The sequence below is a fragment of the Alkaliphilus pronyensis genome (assembly GCF_009017275.1).
Taxonomy (GTDB): domain Bacteria; phylum Bacillota; class Clostridia; order Peptostreptococcales; family Natronincolaceae; genus Alkaliphilus_C; species Alkaliphilus_C pronyensis.
The window spans coordinates 1-22181 of record NZ_WBZC01000069.1; the positions used below are offsets into that span (position 1 = coordinate 1).

Sequence of the window (22181 nt, forward strand, 5' to 3'; positions counted from 1 at the left end):
TGCATTTTGCAAATGCCTATAAAAGTTTAATCTTATATTTGCTTATAGAAACATATTATTAAAAAAATAAAAATATGTATTTCTATAACAGTTTGCCCCGCAATATTTTTTTAATACCTTTAAATACACTAAAGGAATTGTAGGCAAATTAGTAAGGGCTGAAGGGAGATGTGTTATGAAAAGAGTTAAATCTGTATGGACAATAGCCAGTATATATGTTGGAACAGTAATTGGTGCTGGCTTTGCATCAGGCCAAGAGATATTACTGTTTTTTGGATTATACAATGGATATGGAGTAATAGGGGTAATATTTGCAACAATTCTGTTTTGTGGAGTAGGGGTATTAATTCTCGACAAGGTCTATAGTAAAAATATAATGTCCTTTGAGGATTTTATACTGTGTTATTTAAATGGTAGACTCATAAAATTAATACAAGTAATTGTTACATTTTTTTTAGTTGGAAGCTATGTGATTATGATTACAGGCAGTGGTACCATACTAAAGGAACATTTTCAGTATAACCCTCTAAAGGGTATAATACTAATGTCATTACTTTGCTTTTTCGTATTTAATTATGGAACAAAGGGAATTGCTAGGGTTAACGAGATAATTGTTCCAATTATGCTAGTTATAGTAATATTTGTAACAGTAACGATAGTTATTAGGTTTATTAATCACCTGGATTGGAGAACTATAGTTAATGAATCAAATAAGCTTTTATTATCCTTTAGAAATACCAGCATAATTGATATAATAGCATTAATAATACAGGTATTGTGGAAGGGCTTAATTTATGTTTCTTACAATACTCTTATAACTATTGTAGTTATATCCACTATAAGACCATTAATCCTTGATAGAAAATCGGCAGTTATGGGTGGGGCTTTTGGAGGAGTAATGCTTGGTTTATTAGCTTTTTTGATTTTATCATCTTTATTGATTTTCTGGTCAAATATATATAAACTAGAGATACCGATGATAGCAATTGCATCTTCATTAGGCGAGAATATTAAAAAAGCATACAGCCTTCTGCTGTTACTTGCAATGTTTACAACGGCTATTGCTGCTGGTCATGGGGGAATAATGAATATCTGTCAGCTAATCAAGTCGCCTAAACCTGTTGTGTCAGCTATGATTTGCATATTTGCTATACCGCTTACGCTTATTGGGTTTAAAAGCTTAATATCAGTAACCTACCCGTTTTTTGGCTATCTAGGGTTTGGTTTTTTAGCATTAATTATACTTAATCCCAGCAGCAACAAATAATATGTGGGTTTCACGTGAAACAAGGGGGAAAAAATGTGGGAAAAGGAAGGAAAAAGCTATGGCTGGTGATTATGGCATTAGGGATTCTATCAATTTTGATACCAATTACAAAGGGAGCATTTCAAAACAAAGGTTTATACACCAACAAAGAAGCTATAACAACTAAAGAAATCCAATTACCCCATAGCAGCGAAATAAGCTACCATAAGTTTAATGACGGATTGCTTCAATATTGGGACGGAACACTTTTTTATCATAATAGCAATACAAAGCTGAATTGGAGTTTACACATTGGAGCATTAAGACCATTAATAAAAACTAGCAAAGACAGTATATTTTTATATGATAATTCTAAAAACCAATTAATTAAAATAAACAGTTTGGGGGAAATAGACTACAGGAAAATATTAGACAAAACAATAAATTTAATAGAGGTTTGCCATCAAAACTATGTTTTAGCTATTCATGATAAATTAGAAAAATCTCCACTAAAACATGTAACCATTCTAAACCAAGAGGGATCCATAACAGGAGAAATCACTTTAAATAGTGGAGACATACTTAAGGGGGCATTATCAGGAAAGGTAAGTAGAGTTGCCCTACATACCATTGATTGGAGCTCAGGAGAGTTAAGTAAAAATCTACTCATCTATGATTTAGAGGGAGATCTAATTAAACTAAATAAAGTAAATGATATTGTTTTAGATATATGTTATAAGAATGATAAAATGATTGGGTCCTTATCAAACTCAGTTTTTGCATTGACAAAGGATGGACAAGCAAGGTGGAGCAATGAAGTAAAACAAATACAGAGGGTGGTATTGACATCAGAGGATTTTTTTGTAGTACATGCTGGATCCAATGAGGAATCAGGTTTATTGCAGGGAAGAAACAGAATAGGTATAAAAATATATGATTATAAGGGTACCCTATTGGGAGAAAAAGCCCTTAAGGATACAATAAAGGGGCTGGATTACAGCAAAGAAAACATATTATATTATACTGAACGCACAATTTATGTTTTAAGTAAAAGTGGAGATTTGTTGGTTGAATATGATTATAATGGTGATATACAAGAGGCCTTTATATTTGAAGACAATTACTTGTCTGTAGTCACAAAAGAAAAATTAGCCTTTATAAGAATTTTAGAGTAATAGAGATGATGGAGTGATACAATGTCATACATTGATGCTATAATAATAGCAACTATAGTAACAAGCACGGCAATAGGCTATAAAAAAGGTTTAATCAAAACCTTATTAAGCCTAACCAGCTATATGGCTGCTATTGTTTTATCTAAACTATATTATATAAAGCTAAGCCAATGGTTAAAAAACAATACAAATATATTTAGTGGAATAGAAGTTTTTGTTTATAATAATTTTGAAGCAATGGTTAGTAGCTGGATATCTACAGAATATGAAGCAGCCACTACCCCAATAAAAATTTGGGACACTATTATGATAAACCTATTGGAAAACACTAATATTGAAGCCTATGCCCTTCAAGCCACAGAGGCAGTAAAAAATCAAGTAATTACAGCTATAACAACATTTTTTTTAAATATTATAGCAATGTTACTGATTTTTATTGTTGTAAGAGTTAGTATTATCTTTATAGGTAGGCTTCTTGACCTAGCATTTGACCTGCCCCCATTGAGACCAATTAACAAGATCGGTGGAATAATGGTTGGACTAATACGTGGCTTAATAATTGCTTTTTTATTTCTTTTTATTATAGTACCACTGGTTATGAGAAATCCTACAGGCACTATTGCTTACGGTATAGAAGAATCTCTAATAATTAATAAATTTTATAATAATTGGTTTGACTTTCTTCTAAAATGGATTTTATCCCTATAGTGAAACAAACCAATAACCTATGCTATAATGTAACTATACTAAAGTGAAGGTGATATTATGTCATATAAAGCGTTATATAGAAAATGGAGACCTATTATATTTGAAGATATTGTTGGTCAGCAACATATAATAACTACCCTAAAAAATCAAATTAGTACTAGAAACATATCTCATGCTTATTTGTTTGCGGGAACAAGAGGAACGGGTAAAACATCAACTGCTAAAATATTTGCTCGTGCAGTTAATTGCTTAAGCCCTGTAGATGAAAATCCATGCAATGAATGTGAAAACTGTACAGGAATTATTACCGAAAGTGTTATGGATGTAATTGAAATAGATGCAGCCTCAAACAATGGGGTTGACCACATTAGAGAAATAAGGGAGAATGTAAAGTATCCCCCATCAAAAGGTAAATATAAGGTTTACATAGTAGATGAAGTTCATATGCTTAGTACAGGAGCCTTTAATGCTTTATTAAAAACCCTAGAAGAGCCACCTAAGCATGTTATATTTATTTTGGCTACTACAGAACCTCAGAAATTACCAGCGACAATACTTTCTAGATGTCAACGATTTGACTTTAAACCTGTTAGTATAAAGGATATTAAGGAAAGACTAACTAATATTTGTGATGCTGAAAAAATTAGCTATGATGACAAAGGCCTTCAAATAATTGCAGCTAATGGAAGAGGCTCTTTAAGGGACTCATTAAGTATACTTGAACAATGCATATCATTTACTCAAGGGGATATTAGTTATGAAAAGGTGGTAGAAGCATTAGGAATAGTTGGTGACGAGTTTTTAGTAGGTTTGGTGGAAGCAATAACAGAAAAAAAAACATCAGAAGCCCTAAAGCAGCTTCAAAAGGTAATTATTGAAGGAAAAGACATCCTATTACTAGTAAAAGAATTAATTAGCTATTTAAGAAAGCTACTATTAACTCAAATAGAAGTAGAAACAGAAGAGTTGTCTATTGATTCTAGGGAAAAACATAGGGTAATGGAGGAACAGGGTAGAAAATTAACAGAAAAATATATTATAGAAATGATTTATAAGCTATCTGATATTGAAGCTAAAATTAGGTACTCAACTCAACCACAAATAATTGTTGAGGTAGCAATAGTAGATATGTGTAACCAAAGACCAGACATCAATATAAATGAGATGCTGGAAAGAATAGAAAAGCTAGAAAAGCTTGTTTTAAAGGGTGAGTTTAATACCAATAGCAAGGAAATAAATAGTATAAAATCAAAGGAATTAAAAACAATAAAAGAAGAAAATGAAGAAACATATGAAGTACAAAAAGAAAAGGGAAATAATGAAGAAGAAAGCTCTTATATTAAGAGGGAAATGGATACTAAAGATAATACTTCAGCTGATATTTTAAAAACATGTTTAACAGCTGATTTTAGTATAATTAAAGATAAGTGGCAGGATGTATTGGAAAAGCTAAGACAAAATAAAAAAGCTCAAATAAAGGCTTTCTTAATGGAGGGTAATTTACATACTATAAGAGGTAATGAATTGATTATTAGCTTTAAAGAGGGATATGGCTTCCATAGGGAGGCTTTAGATAAAGATAAATCAAAAGATTATCTAATAGAAACTATAAAGCAAGTTACAGGACAAGAAGTAAAATTGTCTTTTGTAATGGAGAATGAATCAGCACATGAGGAAAAACAGCAGGATGCTTCACTTGAAAAGCTTAAGCAAGTTGTTCCCAATGGAATTTTACAGGTGATAGAAGAATAAGTAGTGAATATGATATACAGGGTTTGAAATCTTATGAAGAGTAATAACTCGACATAAGTTTCTATAAATATTGATTTTAAGGAGGATTTTTTATGGCTAAAAGAGGATTTCAAGGAATGGGCGGAATGTCAAATATGAATAATATGATGAAGCAGGTTCAAAAAATGCAAAAACAAATGGAAGAGCTACAAGAAGAGCTTTATCAAAGAGAGTTAGAAACAAGCGCAGGTGGGGGTGCAATTACTGTTAAAATTAATGGTAAAAAGGAACTATTAGCAATTTCCATAAAGCCAGAGGTTATTGATCCTGACGATGCAGAAATGCTACAGGACCTTATAATGGCTGCAATAAATGAAGCTATAAGATCTGCTGAAGAAATGGTATCTAAAGAAATGTCTAAGGTAACAGGAAACATGGGATTACCAGGTGGTTTGTTCTAGTTTTATCGAAATGAGGGGGAAATAAATGAACTATTATTCTGCACCGATAGCCAGATTAATTGATGAATTTACTAAGCTACCAGGTATTGGAAGAAAAACCGCCCAAAGATTAGCCTTTTATGTAATTAGCTTATCAATAGAAGATGCAAGCCAGCTTTCTAAGGCAATAATAGAGGCTAAAAAAAGCATTAAATATTGTAGCATCTGTACTAATCTAACTGATCAAGATATATGCACAATATGTAAAGATAAAAGAAGAGATGCCTCGGTTATCTGTGTTGTAGAAGATGCAAGAGATGTAATTGCAATGGAAAGAACTAAAGAATTTCATGGTTTTTATCACGTTCTACATGGTGCAATCTCTCCATTAGATGGAATAGGTCCAGAGGATATAAGAATAAAGGAGCTATTAGCAAGACTTCAGGACAATAGCGTTAATGAAGTCATATTAGCCACAAACCTTAATATTGAAGGCGAGGCAACAGCCATGTATATCACAAGATTACTTAAGCCTTTAGGTATAAGGGTAACAAGAATAGCCCATGGAATTCCTGTTGGTGGAGATTTAGAATATGCCGATGAAGTTACTCTGGCAAAGGCTCTTGATGGTCGTAGAGAGCTTTAGTAAAAATATTAAGTGTTGTATCCCAATAATAAAGATTAGTGAAAGCCCCGTCAGGAATTGCAGGATAAGTCTTGCCAGTTATGCACGGGGCTTTTTATGTTGAGAGACGTATTTAACCTCTACTAAGACCACTCTTGCGTATCGTATTAAAGAAATAAGCAAATAATAAAACAAGTGAAATGCTTGATATATCTTGTGTCTAGTAGAAATATGTAATAGAATAATTATATAATTAGAGGTATTGGTCCTCATACGATATTAACAAATTCTTTAACAATAGGTGCTTAGCATCAAAAAATAGTGATTGATAAAAAGGCATAAAAGTGCTACTGAGATAGGAAGGTGATTATACTGAGAGGAGCAATACTTACAAAACAAAAAATGTATTACACTTATATGGACAAGGTTTTTGAAGCACTAACTAATGTTCATTTAAAGTATAATTGGCTAATTTCAAACTATGAGTGTAATTGTTATCCTAATGAACTGATACCATTTGGAAAAGAGTATGTATGGATTACAGGAGAAAAATTAAACCAGATTATATTTGAAAATGAAATACAATTCATTTGGGGCGTATTTTCTGCTTTTGAAAAAGATATCAAAAAGGAGGATGCTTTAAAATATCCCTTGCCTTATGCAGATGGGAATCCAAGTTATTGGCGAAATAATTTTAATATACAACATCCACTTGCTAAAATAGAAATAGTTCCTTGGGATTCAACACTTGTACTAATAATAGCAGAGGAGAACATAGTAGTAGAGTCATTTTTAAAAAGTTTTCCACTGGCAGAAGAATTATCAGAGTATAACAGTAGGCACTAATTAGAGTGCTACGTACTTACTAAAGAAGCCTTGAAGTTACTCTTGAGACTCTTTCTGTGAATAAAGTTTTGGGATGAATAATGTTTGATTATATAAGGTTAGAAAGAACAATGTGCTATGGTACTTGTCCTGTTTATAATGTAACCGTAAATAAAGATGGTAAGGTTAAATATGAAGGAGAAATGTATGTATACAGAATTGGAAAGCATCAGTGGAAAATTTCTAATAAAAAGGTAAAACAGCTAAGTGATTTATTTGTTATATTATTGCACTTTACAAATAAATAATGCAATAATATATATATTGATGCAATTAAATGCATCATGACGCATTTAATTGAGGCAAATATGTTGGAGGGGATAAAATTTGAGGTCTAAGGATGATATATTAAAAATGCTTGATTCATTGGAAAATCATATTGCAGATGATTTTGAAGCACAAGATTTAGATTTTAAGGGATGGGTAGAAAGAAGTATTAATGATAATATGAATGTAGCAGTAAAAATGGCTGTTTGCATGGCAAATGGTGGTGGAGGAACTGTAGTTTTTGGAATAAAAGACAAAATTAAAGGCAGAAGTAATGCAATAATAGGAGTCCCTCCTCATATTGATGCATTATTGATGCAAAAATCTGTGTATGAAAAAACAGACCCTCATATTACTCCGACATTTAATTGGATAGTGGTGCCAGAAGGACATAAAAGAATATTGATGATGAATGTATATCCCGGCATACCACCTTATACTGAAACAAATGGAAATGCCACGATTAGGGTGGGTAAAGAATGTAGACCACTTACTGGGTCTATGAGGAAAGAACTATTTGCTAGTACAGGAGTTTCAGATTTCACATCAATTTTAGTAGATGAATATTGGGAAGATTGTTTTTCGCCAGTTGCTATGGAAAGAATAAGAATGATAATGGCTGAAGAACATGCACCAGATACATTACTAAAAATGTCAAATGAAGATTTATTAAGGTCAATAGGAGCATTGAAAGATGGCAAATTAACATTTGGAGGACTTTTAATTGTTGGAAATAGTGAAGCATTATCAAAGTATATTCCAAATCATAGATGGGACTTTAGAAGGATGATAAACAGTACAGACTATGCAATAAAAGAGGGGCAAAATTCATCTATACCAATAGGGCTATATGAAATAGAGAGATATATGGCCGCTGAAAATCCAACAACTACAATCAAAATTGGATTTTTGCATCCTGAGTTTTCTGCCTATCCTAACATAGCATTAAGAGAAGCATTGCTAAATGCTTTTGTACATAGAGACTATAGAATTCCAGGAAGTGTTATGCTAAAGCATTATAAAGACAAACTAATTATTACTAACCCCGGTAATTTTATTGGAGGAATATCCCCAAGTAATATACTTCATCATCCGCCAGTAGCAAGGAACTTACATCTTGCTGACCTAATGGATAGATTGAGATTAGTAAATAGAAGTAATCTAGGAGTTCCAAGAATATATAAGTCCCTATTGATAGAAGGAAAAGAACCACCACAGTATAATGAAATAGGAGAATGCATCGAATTGACACTTATTGCATCAACAATTGTTCCTGAGTTTAGGAGTTTTATCAAAGAATTAAATATTAAAGGAATTGAAGTTGATGTAGATCATTTAATTATCCTAAACTATCTTCTTAGACATAGGGAAATAGATACAGATAATGCTGCTTATATATGTCAAAGAAGCATGGATCAAGTTAGAGAAATACTCAGTTATATGGAGAATAGTTTAAAACTTGTAGAATCTGGAGGTACTGTTAAAAAGAAATATTACTCTTTAACTAGGGAAACTTATGCAATGCTTGAAAGAGGAATAGAGTATGATAGAGATAAAAGACTTGATAGAGAATCTATAAAGATGAGAATCTTATCTATATTGAGAGAAAGAAATTTAACTAACACAGAGATAAGGCAAATGACTGGTATGGATAGACAACAGGTCTTAAGGCTCATGAGAGAATTGGAGACAAATGGAGTTAAAATTAAAGGAGTTGGAAGAGGAGCCTATTATACAATAGATGTACCACAACAATAAACATTGATGAATCAAAATAAAGATTGCTATATAATAATAAAGATTAGTGAAAGCCCCGTCAGGAACTGCAGGATAAGTCTTGCCAGTTATGCACGGGGCTTTATAGTTTACGATGAGTGTTAAATCTCTGCTAAAAAACTGGTGATAAATCCACTAGGCTACGCTACAGCAGGTAGTTGTTATAACAATTAAAAGCAGACGCAGTGTATATAGTTTATCTCAGCGGCGTTACTAAAACTCCCGCCTCTTAAGCGGGAGTTAAGTGCCGCCAAGCTTCGAAATAAGTGCAACTAGAGTTCAGGTGGAGTTAAAACTCCATCTGAACTAAGTTTTCTTTATAATGTAAAGGGGTAATTATATTATAGAATACAACTTCTACCCTATCTTAAAAACAAAATTTGGCAAGTATATTGCTGTGTAAGGAGGACATATAAACATGAATAAGGAAGTAAGAGTAGCTAGTATGGATGATTTAAACTGTATTGTTAATGCTTTAAACAAAGCAACACTAGACCTAAAAAGTAAAGGGTTTAATCAGTGGAGTTATCCCTGGGACTCATCTGAAATCAAAACTGATATATTAAAAGGAAACATTTATGTGTTAGAATTAAACAGGTCTATTGTAGGAACCTTTACAATTAAAGAGGTGGAAAACTCTGTGAATGAGTGGATAAATAGAAACAGCTTATATCTTTATAGAATCGCAATAACCCCAGAAATGCAGGGTAAAGATTTGGGAAGGGATGTAATAGAATATTGCTGTAGCTATGCAGATAAACAAGCTAAGTCACTTTATTTAGATTGCTGGAGCGGAAATAAAAAACTAAGAGAGTTCTACTCAAAGACACAGCTACAATATCTAGGCGACTTTTCAGAAAAGGATTACTATATTAGCGTATTTAGATATGATTCAAAATAAATTAAATAAACTAGATATAGGATGGTTAAATATGTTGAAGTTTAAAAAGAAAAAGCTTTACATAATACTTTTTTTATCAGTAGTGCTATATATGTTTTTTATATGGCAAAATAACGCCCTTGTAATAACAAATTACCAATATGCAAATGCCAAAGTACCTAAAGACTTTGATGGTTATAGAATTCTTCAGATTTCTGACCTGCATAACAAAGACTATAATGGTAAGCTAATGGAAAAGGTTAAGGATATAAAACCTGATATTATTGTAATAACTGGTGATTTGATTGATAGAAGAAAAACCAGAATAGACATAGCAATAGATACTGTAGAACCTATGACTAAATTAGCACCTGTATACTTTGTTACAGGAAATCATGAGCAGTTATCAGAAAAATATGAGATGTTGAAAGAAGAACTAATAAAATTGAGTGTTGATATTATTGATAACAAATATACTATATTAAAAAAAGGGAGGAGCACTATTGGACTAATGGGAATAGCAGACCCTGCAAAACAGCATAGTGAAGAAACCTATCTTTGGGGCAATAGTAGTGGATATATGAAAAGTAGTCTTGAAGAGCTGTTTAAAGCTGTAGATACAGAGTTCAATATTTTACTTTCCCATAGGCCAGAAGAGTTTAATGTGTATAAAAGTATAGATATTGACTTGGTATTCAGCGGACATGCCCACGGAGGACAGATACGAGTTCCATTTATAGGAGGAATAGTAGCCCCAAATCAAGGGCTATTTCCAGAATATACAGAGGGAATTTATAGAGAAAAAGCCACATCAATGGTGGTTAGCAGAGGTCTAGGTAACAGTATATTACCACTAAGGATTTTTAATAGACCAGAGGTGGTTGTTGTTACCCTTAAGCATCAATTATAATAGACTAAAAATTATTTAAAGGGTTAAATATAAAAATATTAGCAATTATAGAAGCTTAGTTTTAGTTATATATGAGATTTTAATAAAACATACCTATATAGAAGTGAAATTTAATAGGGGTATGTTTTTTATTGCAATTAATTATTGACCTTAGCCTAAGGCAAAGGTTTATACTTTAAATATATAATTGAAAATTAAGCTTAACAGGGTAAAGCATATGTCTAAACAATACTCAATTATTTAGGTTGTAAAAATCTCTGTACTAAAAATGTTTAGAGATTAAAGATAGAGGTATATATAAAAAAGAGAATTGTAATAAATACAAAATTAAAATTATTACAGAGTTAAAATGATTACAACTATAATTTGATGTTAAGGAGTAGGTTGCCATGAAAAAGCAAATAAAAGATATTGTTGAGTATCTAGTTAAGCATAATATAAAGCCATCCTACCCAAGAATAAAGATATTAGAGGCTTTAATAGAAAAGGATAGCCATCCAAACGTAGATGAAATATACAATAGTCTTTTAAAGGATGCTCCAACGCTATCAAAAACTACAGTTTATAATACACTAAATGTTTTTGCTGAAGCAGGAATTGTAAAGGTATTAATAATTGATGGGAAAGAGGCAAGATATGATATAGATACTATTGAGCATGGTCACTTTAAATGTGATAATTGTGACAATATAACTGATCTTAATATAAGTATTGACGATAAGATAATTAGTGAATTGCAGGGTTTTAAGATTAAAGAAAAGAGAGTCTATTGTAAAGGCATTTGTAATAAATGTCTATCAATATAAAAACTTTAAAGGAGGAATTTTTAATGGATGTAAGAATTGGGTTAGAAAAAAAGGGAAGAGAAAAGGTAACTAAAGAATTAAATCAGTACTTAGCAAACCTTCATGTGCTTTATACAAAGCTTCATAATTATCATTGGAACGTTGAGGGGAAGAATTTCTTTCAGCTACATTCTAAGCTAGAGGAGCTTTATGATCATACAGCAGAAGAAATTGATGAGGTTGCTGAAAGGATTCTTATGCTAGGATACAAACCAGCAGCATCAATGAAGGAATATTTAGCAATGGCCACCCTTAAAGAAGCTGAAAGCACCAGCATAAAAGGAGAGGACATAGTAAAAGACCTACTTGAGGACTTCACTAGTCTAATCCTTGACTTAAGAAAAGGAATAGGTATAGCTGAAGAAAACAATGATCAAGTATCCGTTGACCTTATGGTAGGAGCAATATCAAACTTAGAAAAGACAGCTTGGATGTTACGTGCATATTTAAGCTAAATAATTGTAATTAAAGAGATCAAGTTTATTTGATCTCTTTAATATTTCCCGGGAAATAAAAAAACATAGTTCAGGTTGAGTTTTTACTTCAATTGAACTCTAATCATATTTGCTTGGAAGCTTGACGTCACTTATATCCCCATAAGAAACAGCAGTAATAGTAAACTAGTTGAGATAAAATTTATTTATATAATAGAACACATTGAAAATAATAACATAACATAAGAATATATAAAGAGAAATCTATATAACATCAATATACAAATGTACTTAACAGTAGAACAAATAAAACACTAATAGAGCTAAGTATAAAGATGTAAAAAATGGATATCCTACTAGATAAAGATAATTAAGGAGGGGGAATCCATATTGAAGGAAGGATATATTACCACTAAAAAGGATAAGCTTATGGAAAACATAACCAACCTACTTGAAGGACTATATAGTAAGGCAGGACTGATAAATGAAGCTGTAAAAAATGATGATCAAGAGTTTGTAGAAATAATACATAAGGCCCATGAGGAATGGAAAAGTGCAGAAGCCTTTTTTCATAATGTTTCTGAGCCTGAATTAATTGATCATGCTATATATAAGGTAGAAGCCGCTAAATGCAGGTATTTTTATCTTATAAAAAAAGCTAAAGAAGAAGGAATAAAAATGAATTTTCATTAAGGATGACATATTGATGTTATTAGAATTATATAATATAGGAGTAGTGTCTAACTACTCTTTTGTTTTATATTGAAAAATCAGCTTAACACAAATGCAATAATACTAATAGCTACTTAACATCTAACTTTTTAAGATAAAGGAAATGGGGGAGGATTATGGGTTTAGGCATGGAGATAAATATTATTTTAGCTTATGCCATTGGGCTAATACTACTTTATATAGTTGGATGGCTTTTATTGGTGCCGATTAAACTAATAGGAAGATTAATTTGGAATGGAATTCTTGGTGGTGTCCTATTGTTTTTTGTTAACATAATAGGCGGGTTTTTTGACTTCTATATAGTTATAAATCCTATAAGCGCTCTTGTGGCTGGGTTTTTAGGAATTCCAGGTGTAATCCTACTTATTATATTGAATGCCTTATAGAAGAAGACACATAGTATACCAACCAGCGATAGCTTAATTTTGAGAAAACTAAGTTGTAGGGAGTCCTTACTATACCTGAATATTAGCTAAACATGTTTTGAGGCTTAAGAGAATCTGTTGGTTAAATTTACCCACAGGCTCTTTTTTTAATGTTAAAAATACTGCTTTAAACCTTGCTTCACCATTTCGAGGCTTGACAGCACTTAACTACTCTTTAGATGTAGGTTTATTAGTAAAGCTGCTGACATTAAAAAGTAGAGCATTGGTTTACTACAACATACTTGTTAACTATACCTTCAGATGCTTAAACTATATACTAAACTCCAGTTAATTAATTTACACCACCCTGGGGATACTATAAGACTAGTTAAGCCTTATAATTAGATATTATGCAGTTGATTGCAGCCACAAGGCAACTGGGATTTAAGAAATAATAATAGTTCACCTCATTAAGCTAGTATATTTTTGTAAATAGATGTATTATGATATTGTAGACTAAAAAAATTAATATAATAAAGACTAGGTGATATTTAATGAAAATTGGATTAAGAACAATAAAAACAGGGATAGCGGTTAGCACTACTATGCTGGTTACAGACTTCTTAAATATTGAATACCCTTTCTTTGCATTAATAGCTGCATTAATTGCAATGCAGCCTACTGTTTCAGATTCTTGGCATTCGGGAATAAACAGAATCATAGGTACATTTATTGGGGCCTTTGTAGGCTTGTTATTTGGATTTATTGCCCCCATAAACTTTTTACTAGTTGGTTTAGGCTTAATTCTTTTGATATATACTATGAACCGACTAGGATGGACAGATTCCATTAATATTGCTGGAGTTGTATTTTTGGCTATCATACTAAATGATGAAGGGGTACATATAATATATGCTGTAAATAGATTGATAGATACATTTATTGGCATTAGTATTGCTTTAGGGGTAAATTATTTAATATTTCCCCCAACCTATGATAAAAAAGCTATTTCAGTAATAAATAATGTTTCTTCTCAAGTATGGCTATGCATAGATAAAGCAGTGGATATGTTAACTAATGAAGAAAACTATTTAGAGGAAATTGCAAATATAATTAATGAGATAGAGGTTGAGTTGAGTGAATCTGATAAGTTTTTACAGCTTCAATTAAAGGAAGAAAAGGTGAAGGTATATGGTGTTTATAACTCTAAAGAAATGCAAATACGCTTAAATTTAGTAAAGGAGACTCTACAGCATCTTCACAACCTATACGGAGCATTGGAAAAGGGTGTAAAGAAAGAAGTGTTAGAGATTATTATTGAAGACATAAATATATTAAAGGATAGCATGAAGAAGAACCATCTTCCAATATCAAAAAAGCAAAAGAGGTTAATTAATCTACAGCCATCAATAAATATAATAAGAACCATAAAGAAGGGCCTGAAGTATAATCCGAGGGTTAATCAATATCCAACAGATGACGTAGTTAGACTAATGGTGGTTATTTATAATTTAGAGGAGCTTATGTCAAAGGTAACCCTTCTCATTGACCTACTACCAAGCAAAGGGAAATAAAACAAGGCATATTAAGCCCCAATAAATCATGAACTACCAATAAAACAAAAGCTTTTGTTCTAATTTAAAATTTTTGATATAATACAAACAGTCAGATGCTTTAACAAAAACAGGAAAGCTTTTGATGTATAAGGGGAGTGATTACATTGGATAGCAAGAATAATATTGACATAGGTAAAAATATTAAAATGATAGAGTTTTTAAAATGCGAGCTATTAAATAGCACTGCAATGCTGTTTGAAACCATGATAAAAGGAGTAAGAAATGGGCAGGAGGAACTTTTAGAAGTACTAGCAAATATAATACTAGTGACATATTCATTAGGAAAAAGAATAGGAATAGACTATTCAGCTATTGACAAAAAGGTTCAAGAAAAAGCAAAGCTACATATGCTACAGGACCATCACCTTGAGAAATGGTATGGAGAGCTAACCAGTTTAAATCAGCATATAAAAGGTCATGGTAAATAGATTATAGGAGTGAATTAATTTGGAGCTTAATAACAATAAAAAGGCAATGATTGAGGCAGCATTTATTGCAACAATTTCATCTTTCTTTGGAATAAGTGTTATATACATACCAGTATTAACAATATTATTATTCTTGCTTCCAGTTCCATTAATTGTTTTGGCAGTAAGGCAAGGCACTAAGTATACTGTTTTAGCATTAATAATTACAAGCTTAATAATTGGAATTTTAACAGAAGTTGTATTTACATTCTTTTTAATAATTATTTTTGGACCTGTTGCATTAATTATGGGCTACTACATTAAGAAAAAACAAGAACCATTTAAAACTATAGGTATAGGAACCACAGTGTCTGCATTAACAACATTTATTAGTATATTAACTATTTCAGCTATTGTAGAGTTTAATTTTGCTGATTTAATTGGAGAAACCTTTAGAAGTGTAGTGGAGCATCAATCGGAAATGTTTACCTCAATGAATGTTAGTATTACTAGCCTTAATGAAATAATAGATTATCTAACCATTATTTTACCTGGATTACTGATTGTTCACTCAATGGTTATCACCTTCATAAATTATTACGTTTCTATAGCTATATTGAGAAGACTTAGATTTCAAGCATACAAATTACCAAGATTTAGACACTTTAAGTTACCTTCAAATATTATATTGGGTTCATTTATCTTATTCATATTAACCTATTTAACAAGGTTTGTTGCTGGCATAAATTATGAAGGTCTATATGAAAACATAAAAATTCTTTTTCTGTTTGTATTTTATTTACAGGGAATAGCCTTTATGAGATATATGATAAGCAAGGTATCAATACCAGAATTTGCAAGAGTTTTGATAATTGTATTATTGATAATAATAAGTCCTTTACTAACACTAATCTCTCTAATCGGACTAATTGACTCAGTATTTGATATAAGAAAATTAAGAGAAGAATAGCTTGTTAAATTATAGGAGGATATCTCATGAAAAGGACAAGGTTTTTTAAAATATTAATACCAGATACTCGAATATATATGATTATTATCTCTCTTTTTATTATAGCTATGGCCTATTATAATCATATAATTGCAATTACTGGAGTGTTTGTGTTAGCTTATCTGATTTATTATAATCTTAAAATAAGCAATATAAAAAGAGAAGAGTGGACCCGTTATATAGAGAGTCTTTCCTCTGATATAGACTCAGCCACAAAGCAGGCAATATTAAATCTTCCAATACCCCTTACTATTGTAGAATTTGATGGTACTATAACCTGGTATAACTCAAAATTTCCAGAGATTGTTGACAAAAAAGACCTACTAGAGAAAAATATACAAGATGTAATAGAGGAATTTAATTTAAGGGACGTATTACAGAATAAAAAGGACAATATTAACGAAATAAATGTTAATGATAGATATTATAGAGTTTTGTATAATATAATCAAGCTATCAAAGGATCAAGACTCAAATTATATAATAATGCTTTACTGGATAGAAAGAACAGATTATTTGGTTATTAGAGATAAATTAGAAGAAGAAAAAACGGCAATTGCTTTAGTTCAGGTTGATAACTTTGACGAAGTAATGCAAACAACAGAAGAAGCAGCAAGACCTATGGTTATAGCAGAAATAGACCAAAGGCTTACTTTATGGGCTAGTAAAATGAATGGGTTAATAAGAAAATATTCTACAGATAAGTTTATTGTTGTTTTCGAGAACAAATACTTATCTACCCTTGAACATAAAAAATTTGAAATACTAGACGAAATTCGTGAAATAAATCTAGGTAATAAAATACCTATAACCTTAAGCATTGGTATTGGCCTAGACGGAGAGAACCCACAGCAAACTGGTGATTTTGCCAATGCTGCAAAGGATCTTGCTTTAGGTCGTGGAGGCGACCAAACAGCAGTAAAAAAGATTGATAAAATTAGCTTTTACGGAGGAAAAACTAAGGCTGTTGAAAAAAGAACAAAGGTTAAGGCAAGAGTCATTGCCTATGCCCTCAAACAATTAATTCAACAAGCCGATAGTGTATTTGTAATGGGTCATAAAAATGCTGACCTAGATGCATTAGGCTCTGCTATGGGAATATATAGAGCTGCAAAGAATCTAAACAAAGAGGTTTTTGTTGTTTTAGGTAGCTCAAATCCATCTATAGATGTACTATATGATAAGATAATAAGAAATGAACAGTACAATAAAGCTATAATCTCATGTGAGGAAGCAAAAACAAGAATAGTTGATAATTCATTATTAGTAGTTGTAGATACCCATAGGCCAAAATTTACTGAATGCCCTGACCTATTAAATATGACGGAGAATATTGTAGTTATAGACCATCATAGAAGAGGAACAGAATTTATTGAAAACACAGTACTTAACTACCATGAAACCTATGTATCCTCCACCTGTGAGCTAGTTACAGAAATACTGTTTTATATGGAGGATAAAATAAATATACAGCAAATAGAAGCTGAAGCCCTACTGGCAGGAATATCAGTTGATACTAAGAATTTTACATTTAAAACAGGGGTAAGAACCTTTGAAGCAGCATCCCTATTAAGAAGAGCAGGAGCCGACACCACTATAGTAAAACAGTTATTTCAAGATGATTTTGAAACCATTATAGCTAGGGCAGAAATTGTAAAAAATGCAAAAATCATTAAAAAAACAGTAGCTATATCGGTTTGCAACGAAACAAAAAATATACAGTTAATTGCTGCCCAAGCAGCAGATGAGCTTTTAAACATAAGAGGCATTACAGTTTCCTTTGTATTAGGGAAAAAGGACAATGATATTATTATAAGCGGTAGATCAATGGGAGATGTTAATGTACAGGTTATTTTAGAAAAGCTAGGTGGAGGAGGACATTTAACAGTTGCAGGTGCACAGCTTGAAGGATACACCCTTGATGAAGCTAAAAAACAACTAGTAAATGCAATTGAAGAATACTTTGAGGAAGGTGAAGAATAATGAAGGTTATTTTATTACAGGATGTAAAGGGTTTAGGAAAAAAAGGACAGGTTGCTAATGCAAGTGATGGATATGCAAGAAATTACTTGTTTCCCAAAAACTTAGCAAAGGAAGCTAATGAGGGAAATATGAAAACATTAAATCAGCAAAAGAAATCCCAGCAAATTAAAAAAGAAAAGGAACTGGCGGCAGCAAAAAAGGTTGCCGATAATATTGAGAAAATTACAATTGAAATAAAAGCAAAGGTAGGAGAAGGTGGCAGATTATTTGGCTCGGTTACAGCAAAAGAAATTGTAGAGCTATTAGAAAAAATACATAAGATTAAAATAGACAAAAGGAAGGTAGCTCTATCTGAACCAATTAGGGAGCTAGGTGTGAAGGAAGTTGAGTTAAAAGTGTATCCTAATGTAATTGCAAAGCTAAAAGTTAATGTTATTGAAGAATAGAAAATAGGGTTGGGAGAGGGATTCCAGCCCTTAATTAAAAATGGGAGGTCTGTATGGAAGGAATTAATAGATTTAACATGATACCACCCCATAGTATTGAAGCAGAGCAATCGGTGTTAGGCTCTATGCTTTTAGATAGAGAAGCAATTTTAGTGGTGCTAGAAATCCTTAAGGGAGAAGATTTTTATAAGGAGGCCCATAAAGAAATATATGAGGCAATATACAAGCTTTTTAACAGAAGTGAACCTGTTGATTTAATAACTTTAACCGAGGAGTTAAAAAGCAGAGGAACACTAGAGGCTATAGGGGGAATACCCTATTTAACAAGCTTGGCCTCTGGAGTACCAATAACATCTAATGTTAAATACTACGCAGATATAGTTCAAAAAAAAGCAACCTTAAGGAATCTAATACATGCCTCTGAAGAAATTGTTCAACTGGGCTATAGTACAGATGTTGAAGTTACAGAAATAATAGAGCAGGCTCAAAAAAACATATATGACTTATCTCAAAATAGATATAATGAGGGATTAACACCAATTAACCAGCTGCTTTCATATACCTTCGATCAAATTGAAAAATTGTATGAGGACAAAACAGGCATAACTGGAATGTCAACTGGGTTTTTAGATTTGAATAGAAAGCTGGGGGGATTTCATAAAACCGACTTAATTTTAGTTGCAGCAAGACCGGCAATGGGAAAATCAGCCTTTGCACTTAATCTTGCTCAAAATGCAGCCGTTAAAGCAGGGGCTTCAGCAGCAATTTTCAGCCTAGAAATGTCAAAAGAGCAATTAATGTTAAGAATGCTGGCCTCCGAATCGATGGTGGAGCTAAATAAAATACAAACAGGCAATTTAAACGAAGAGGAATGGTCTAAAATAGTACAAGCCATGATTCCCCTATCTAAAGCTGAGATTTACTTTGATGATACTCCTGGTATAACCGTAACAGAAATGAGGTCTAAGCTTAGAAGACTAAAGATGGAGAAGGGGCTAGACCTTGTACTAGTCGACTATTTGCAATTGATGCAGGGAGATAAAAGGACAGAAAACAGACAACAGGAAATATCAGCAATATCTAGGAATCTAAAAATTATGGCCAAAGAGCTGGATTGTCCTGTGATAGCCCTATCTCAGCTTTCTAGAGCACCAGAGCTAAGGGCAGACCATAGACCTATTTTATCGGATCTTAGAGAATCTGGAGCTATTGAACAGGATGCCGACCTAGTAATGTTTCTATATAGGGATGAGTACTATAATCCTGAAGGAGATAAAAAGAATTTGGCAGAGGTTATAATTGCAAAGCATCGTCACGGAGAGACAGGAGTTATTGAACTAATATGGCTAGGGCAATATCAGAAATTTTTAGACTTTGAAAAGTACAGAGAAGGCTAAAGACCTTTATTAAGGAGAGACCTTATTATGGATTATATAATAGAAGGCTTTATTGAGGCCTTTAACCTGCTGATATCCTTTGATATAGAATTATATAGAATCATTATACTCTCCTTAGTTGTTTCCTTTACAGCCACCATAATATCAACAATAATTGCTGTGCCAATAGGTATATTAATGGGAATAAAGGAATTTCCGTTAAAAAGAGTGGCAATAAGGGTTATATACACAATGATGAGTCTTCCCCCAGTTATAGTAGGGTTATTGGTTTTTCTTTTTATATCAAGGCGAGGACCTTTAGGAATACTTGGAATAGTCTACACCCCAGCTGCCATGATTGTGGCTCAAACAATACTAATAACGCCTATAATAATAGGCCTAGTTTATAATGCAACAAAGGAAAAGGGTACAGATATACAAGCATTAGGAAAAACTTTGGGTGCAAGCAAAAGTCAAAGGCTGGTGCTTTTAGTTAAAGAGCTGAGGATGAATATATTTACAGGGATTATAGCAGGGTATGGAAGAGGTATATCAGAAGTTGGAGCTGTTATGCTGGTAGGCGGTAATATTAAGGGACATACTAGAGTTATGACAACAACTATTGCAATGCTTCAAAGTATGGGTGAGTACTCTATAGCTATAGCCCTAGGTATTGTATTACTTACAATATCATTTATATTAAACTCCATACTATATTATTATCAACAGGGTGATTTAAGTGAATATTAATATTAATAGACTAACTAAGATATATAATAATAAAACTGTGTTAAGCATACCTAAGCTCCAAATAGAAAAAGGTGCATTGTTAGGCTTAATCGGACCTAATGGGGCAGGAAAAAGCACCCTAGCCAAAATTCTAGGTGGACTAGAGGAGGCCTCCTCTGGCAATATTCTGTATGATGAAGAACTAATAAGTACTAGTCTATTAAAAAAGATAACTGTAGTAGCACAAAAGCCCTATTTACTAAGGGGAACTGTTTACTATAATATTGCATATCCACTAAAGATTAGAAAAGTAGAAGAGGCAGAGATTGTTATAAAAGTGGACGAAATGCTAAAAGAAATGGAACTGTTAGAAATAAAAAATCAGAAGGCCTGGACACTTTCTGGTGGAGAGGTTCAAAAAGTTGCTCTTGCAAGAGCCCTAATATTTAATCCATCTCTACTTATTCTTGATGAGCCAACAGCTAATATTGACCCATCTACCATTTTAGTTATGGAAAAAATGATAAAAAAAATCAACAAAGACAAAGGAACCACCATCATTATAGTAACCCATAACCTACAGCAGGCCAGCAGATTATGTGACAAAATAGCCTTTATATATCGTGGCGAAGTAATAGAGCTTAGTAAAAGGGAGCAGCTATTAAAAAACCCACAAAACATACTTACAAGGGATTTTATTAAAGGAGAATTATTAAAGTAATTATCAATAATGATTATGTGGAGGATATGATGTTAGTAGCATGGGGAAAGAACACCTATATTAAAGAATTAGAGAGAAGACATGTTAATGAAATGCAGCAGTGGGGAAGTCATCAAGATCCTTTGTTTTATAGCTATAACTTTCCTAAAATGAATAAGTATCAGATGAATTACTGGTATAACAAAAAAAAATATAGTCTTACGAGAAAATGCTATGTTATATATAATCAGCATCACTGCTTAGTTGGTTATATAGCCTTAAGAAACATTAAGTGGTTTAGGCGTACAAGTGAAATGGGAATTGTTTTCGACCCTAATCATGTAAATAAAGGCTTAGGAACCGATAGCATTAAAAGCTTTCTTCCCTTTTATTTTGAAAGGCTAAAAATGAAAAAGCTATTATTAAGGGTAGCAGATTTTAACCATAGAGCTCAGCAATGCTATACTAACTGTGGCTTTAAGATATTAAAAGTAGAATTCAATGAATTTGAAGACCAAAGCCTTGCAGTTTTTAAAGATAGTGAGTTAATAAAAGTTGAAGATTCATTTAAGTATGAGGGTAAAATACTAAAGTGTAGGTTTATTCATATGTACATAACAAAAGAAATGTATTTAAAACAAGCTTTAATTTATCCACATAATCCACCGAACACCTGTGCATAGTTCTGTGGTCTGTGTGGATAACCTATAGGCTGTTTGTTTTGATATAAGAATAAAATGTTATTATTACACAATCTAAAGGGTATAATATAATTAATAAGTGGTATCAAATTACTATAAATAAAAAATCAAACTATGTGGATAACTTAATTTTACGCAGGGTTTGATAAGATTAAAAAAAAGTGGTAATATTATTATTAAGTCTTATAGGCATTTG

At 32.1% G+C, this 22181-nt stretch carries 25 protein-coding genes; all 25 read left to right on the top strand.

Annotated elements, in window-relative coordinates; all coding sequences use genetic code 11:
• Window positions 1-175 precede the first annotated feature (175 nt).
• The 25 genes from F8154_RS13930 (at window position 176) to F8154_RS14045 (ending at window position 21967) form a co-directional block, all read left to right on the top strand.
• Window positions 176-1267: a YkvI family membrane protein gene (locus tag F8154_RS13930; RefSeq protein WP_151862234.1), complete on the top strand. Its 1092-nt coding sequence runs from the start codon at window positions 176-178 to the stop codon at window positions 1265-1267.
• A 35-nt stretch (window positions 1268-1302) separates the two neighbouring features.
• A complete protein-coding gene (locus F8154_RS13935) occupies window positions 1303-2421 on the top strand; it encodes a DUF5711 family protein (protein WP_151862235.1) in 1119 nt (372 codons plus the stop codon).
• 21 nt (window positions 2422-2442) lie between these two features.
• Window positions 2443-3129 (top strand): CvpA family protein, encoded by a 687-nt coding sequence (locus F8154_RS13940; protein ID WP_151862236.1) that lies wholly within the window; start codon window positions 2443-2445, stop codon window positions 3127-3129.
• 57 nt (window positions 3130-3186) lie between these two features.
• On the top strand, window positions 3187-4881 hold the full coding sequence (dnaX, locus tag F8154_RS13945) for a DNA polymerase III subunit gamma/tau (RefSeq protein ID WP_151862237.1): 1695 nt from the start codon (window positions 3187-3189) through the stop codon (window positions 4879-4881).
• A gap of 92 nt (window positions 4882-4973) precedes the next feature.
• Window positions 4974-5321: a YbaB/EbfC family nucleoid-associated protein gene (locus F8154_RS13950; RefSeq protein ID WP_151862238.1), complete on the top strand. Its 348-nt coding sequence runs from the start codon at window positions 4974-4976 to the stop codon at window positions 5319-5321.
• A gap of 25 nt (window positions 5322-5346) precedes the next feature.
• Entirely contained in the window at window positions 5347-5946 is a 600-nt protein-coding gene (gene recR / locus F8154_RS13955; RefSeq protein ID WP_151862239.1) for a recombination mediator RecR, read from the top strand.
• A 396-nt stretch (window positions 5947-6342) separates the two neighbouring features.
• Window positions 6343-6771 (top strand): hypothetical protein, encoded by a 429-nt coding sequence (locus tag F8154_RS13960; RefSeq protein WP_207706895.1) that lies wholly within the window; start codon window positions 6343-6345, stop codon window positions 6769-6771.
• Window positions 6772-6851: 80 nt separating this feature from the next.
• A complete protein-coding gene (locus F8154_RS13965; RefSeq protein WP_151862240.1) occupies window positions 6852-7058 on the top strand; it encodes a DUF6438 domain-containing protein in 207 nt (68 codons plus the stop codon).
• 79 nt (window positions 7059-7137) lie between these two features.
• Window positions 7138-8835 (top strand): RNA-binding domain-containing protein, encoded by a 1698-nt coding sequence (locus F8154_RS13970; RefSeq protein ID WP_151862241.1) that lies wholly within the window; start codon window positions 7138-7140, stop codon window positions 8833-8835.
• A 436-nt stretch (window positions 8836-9271) separates the two neighbouring features.
• Window positions 9272-9754 (top strand): GNAT family N-acetyltransferase, encoded by a 483-nt coding sequence (locus tag F8154_RS13975; protein WP_151862242.1) that lies wholly within the window; start codon window positions 9272-9274, stop codon window positions 9752-9754.
• A gap of 31 nt (window positions 9755-9785) precedes the next feature.
• Window positions 9786-10643, top strand: a complete 858-nt coding sequence (locus F8154_RS13980; RefSeq protein ID WP_151862243.1) for a metallophosphoesterase — start codon at window positions 9786-9788, stop codon at window positions 10641-10643.
• Window positions 10644-11032: 389 nt separating this feature from the next.
• Entirely contained in the window at window positions 11033-11449 is a 417-nt protein-coding gene (locus tag F8154_RS13985) for a Fur family transcriptional regulator (protein ID WP_151862244.1), read from the top strand.
• 23 nt (window positions 11450-11472) lie between these two features.
• The gene (locus F8154_RS13990) at window positions 11473-11943 is read left to right on the top strand and encodes a Dps family protein (protein WP_151862245.1); all 471 of its coding nucleotides are present in this window, start codon (window positions 11473-11475) and stop codon (window positions 11941-11943) included.
• Between the two features lie 369 nt (window positions 11944-12312).
• Window positions 12313-12615: a YaaL family protein gene (locus F8154_RS13995; protein WP_243141263.1), complete on the top strand. Its 303-nt coding sequence runs from the start codon at window positions 12313-12315 to the stop codon at window positions 12613-12615.
• A 155-nt stretch (window positions 12616-12770) separates the two neighbouring features.
• The gene (locus tag F8154_RS14000; RefSeq protein WP_151862246.1) at window positions 12771-13040 is read left to right on the top strand and encodes a pro-sigmaK processing inhibitor BofA family protein; all 270 of its coding nucleotides are present in this window, start codon (window positions 12771-12773) and stop codon (window positions 13038-13040) included.
• Between the two features lie 97 nt (window positions 13041-13137).
• Entirely contained in the window at window positions 13138-13371 is a 234-nt protein-coding gene (locus tag F8154_RS15245; RefSeq protein WP_192930316.1) for a hypothetical protein, read from the top strand.
• 202 nt (window positions 13372-13573) lie between these two features.
• Complete coding sequence (locus F8154_RS14005) at window positions 13574-14593, top strand: FUSC family protein (protein WP_151862247.1); 1020 nt, start codon at window positions 13574-13576, stop codon at window positions 14591-14593.
• A 146-nt stretch (window positions 14594-14739) separates the two neighbouring features.
• Entirely contained in the window at window positions 14740-15063 is a 324-nt protein-coding gene (locus tag F8154_RS14010; RefSeq protein ID WP_151862248.1) for a MazG-like family protein, read from the top strand.
• Between the two features lie 19 nt (window positions 15064-15082).
• Complete coding sequence (locus F8154_RS14015; RefSeq protein WP_151862249.1) at window positions 15083-16012, top strand: YybS family protein; 930 nt, start codon at window positions 15083-15085, stop codon at window positions 16010-16012.
• Window positions 16013-16038: 26 nt separating this feature from the next.
• Entirely contained in the window at window positions 16039-18033 is a 1995-nt protein-coding gene (locus tag F8154_RS14020; protein WP_151862250.1) for a DHH family phosphoesterase, read from the top strand.
• The gene (rplI, locus tag F8154_RS14025) at window positions 18033-18479 is read left to right on the top strand and encodes a 50S ribosomal protein L9 (RefSeq protein ID WP_151862251.1); all 447 of its coding nucleotides are present in this window, start codon (window positions 18033-18035) and stop codon (window positions 18477-18479) included. Before F8154_RS14020 ends, rplI begins: the two co-directional genes overlap by 1 nt.
• A gap of 53 nt (window positions 18480-18532) precedes the next feature.
• On the top strand, window positions 18533-19876 hold the full coding sequence (gene dnaB / locus F8154_RS14030) for a replicative DNA helicase (RefSeq protein ID WP_151862252.1): 1344 nt from the start codon (window positions 18533-18535) through the stop codon (window positions 19874-19876).
• 27 nt (window positions 19877-19903) lie between these two features.
• On the top strand, window positions 19904-20605 hold the full coding sequence (locus F8154_RS14035) for an ABC transporter permease (protein WP_151862253.1): 702 nt from the start codon (window positions 19904-19906) through the stop codon (window positions 20603-20605).
• The gene (locus F8154_RS14040; protein ID WP_151862254.1) at window positions 20595-21305 is read left to right on the top strand and encodes an ATP-binding cassette domain-containing protein; all 711 of its coding nucleotides are present in this window, start codon (window positions 20595-20597) and stop codon (window positions 21303-21305) included. Before F8154_RS14035 ends, F8154_RS14040 begins: the two co-directional genes overlap by 11 nt.
• A 29-nt stretch (window positions 21306-21334) precedes the next feature.
• The gene (locus F8154_RS14045; protein WP_151862255.1) at window positions 21335-21967 is read left to right on the top strand and encodes a GNAT family N-acetyltransferase; all 633 of its coding nucleotides are present in this window, start codon (window positions 21335-21337) and stop codon (window positions 21965-21967) included.
• The last annotated feature ends 214 nt before the right edge of the window (window positions 21968-22181 follow it).

Coding starts and splice junctions, on each gene's coding strand:
- F8154_RS13930 (WP_151862234.1), top strand. CDS start 176: ATGAAAAGAGTTAAATCTGTATGGACAATAGCCAGTATATATGTTGGA.
- F8154_RS13940 (WP_151862236.1), top strand. CDS start 2,443: ATGTCATACATTGATGCTATAATAATAGCAACTATAGTAACAAGCACG.
- dnaX (WP_151862237.1), top strand. CDS start 3,187: ATGTCATATAAAGCGTTATATAGAAAATGGAGACCTATTATATTTGAA.
- F8154_RS13950 (WP_151862238.1), top strand. CDS start 4,974: ATGGCTAAAAGAGGATTTCAAGGAATGGGCGGAATGTCAAATATGAAT.
- recR (WP_151862239.1), top strand. CDS start 5,347: ATGAACTATTATTCTGCACCGATAGCCAGATTAATTGATGAATTTACT.
- F8154_RS13960 (WP_207706895.1), top strand. CDS start 6,343: ATGGACAAGGTTTTTGAAGCACTAACTAATGTTCATTTAAAGTATAAT.
- F8154_RS13965 (WP_151862240.1), top strand. CDS start 6,852: ATGTTTGATTATATAAGGTTAGAAAGAACAATGTGCTATGGTACTTGT.
- F8154_RS13975 (WP_151862242.1), top strand. CDS start 9,272: ATGAATAAGGAAGTAAGAGTAGCTAGTATGGATGATTTAAACTGTATT.
- F8154_RS13980 (WP_151862243.1), top strand. CDS start 9,786: ATGTTGAAGTTTAAAAAGAAAAAGCTTTACATAATACTTTTTTTATCA.
- F8154_RS13985 (WP_151862244.1), top strand. CDS start 11,033: ATGAAAAAGCAAATAAAAGATATTGTTGAGTATCTAGTTAAGCATAAT.
- F8154_RS13990 (WP_151862245.1), top strand. CDS start 11,473: ATGGATGTAAGAATTGGGTTAGAAAAAAAGGGAAGAGAAAAGGTAACT.
- F8154_RS14000 (WP_151862246.1), top strand. CDS start 12,771: ATGGGTTTAGGCATGGAGATAAATATTATTTTAGCTTATGCCATTGGG.
- F8154_RS14005 (WP_151862247.1), top strand. CDS start 13,574: ATGAAAATTGGATTAAGAACAATAAAAACAGGGATAGCGGTTAGCACT.
- F8154_RS14020 (WP_151862250.1), top strand. CDS start 16,039: ATGAAAAGGACAAGGTTTTTTAAAATATTAATACCAGATACTCGAATA.
- rplI (WP_151862251.1), top strand. CDS start 18,033: ATGAAGGTTATTTTATTACAGGATGTAAAGGGTTTAGGAAAAAAAGGA.
- dnaB (WP_151862252.1), top strand. CDS start 18,533: ATGGAAGGAATTAATAGATTTAACATGATACCACCCCATAGTATTGAA.
- F8154_RS14035 (WP_151862253.1), top strand. CDS start 19,904: ATGGATTATATAATAGAAGGCTTTATTGAGGCCTTTAACCTGCTGATA.
- F8154_RS14045 (WP_151862255.1), top strand. CDS start 21,335: ATGTTAGTAGCATGGGGAAAGAACACCTATATTAAAGAATTAGAGAGA.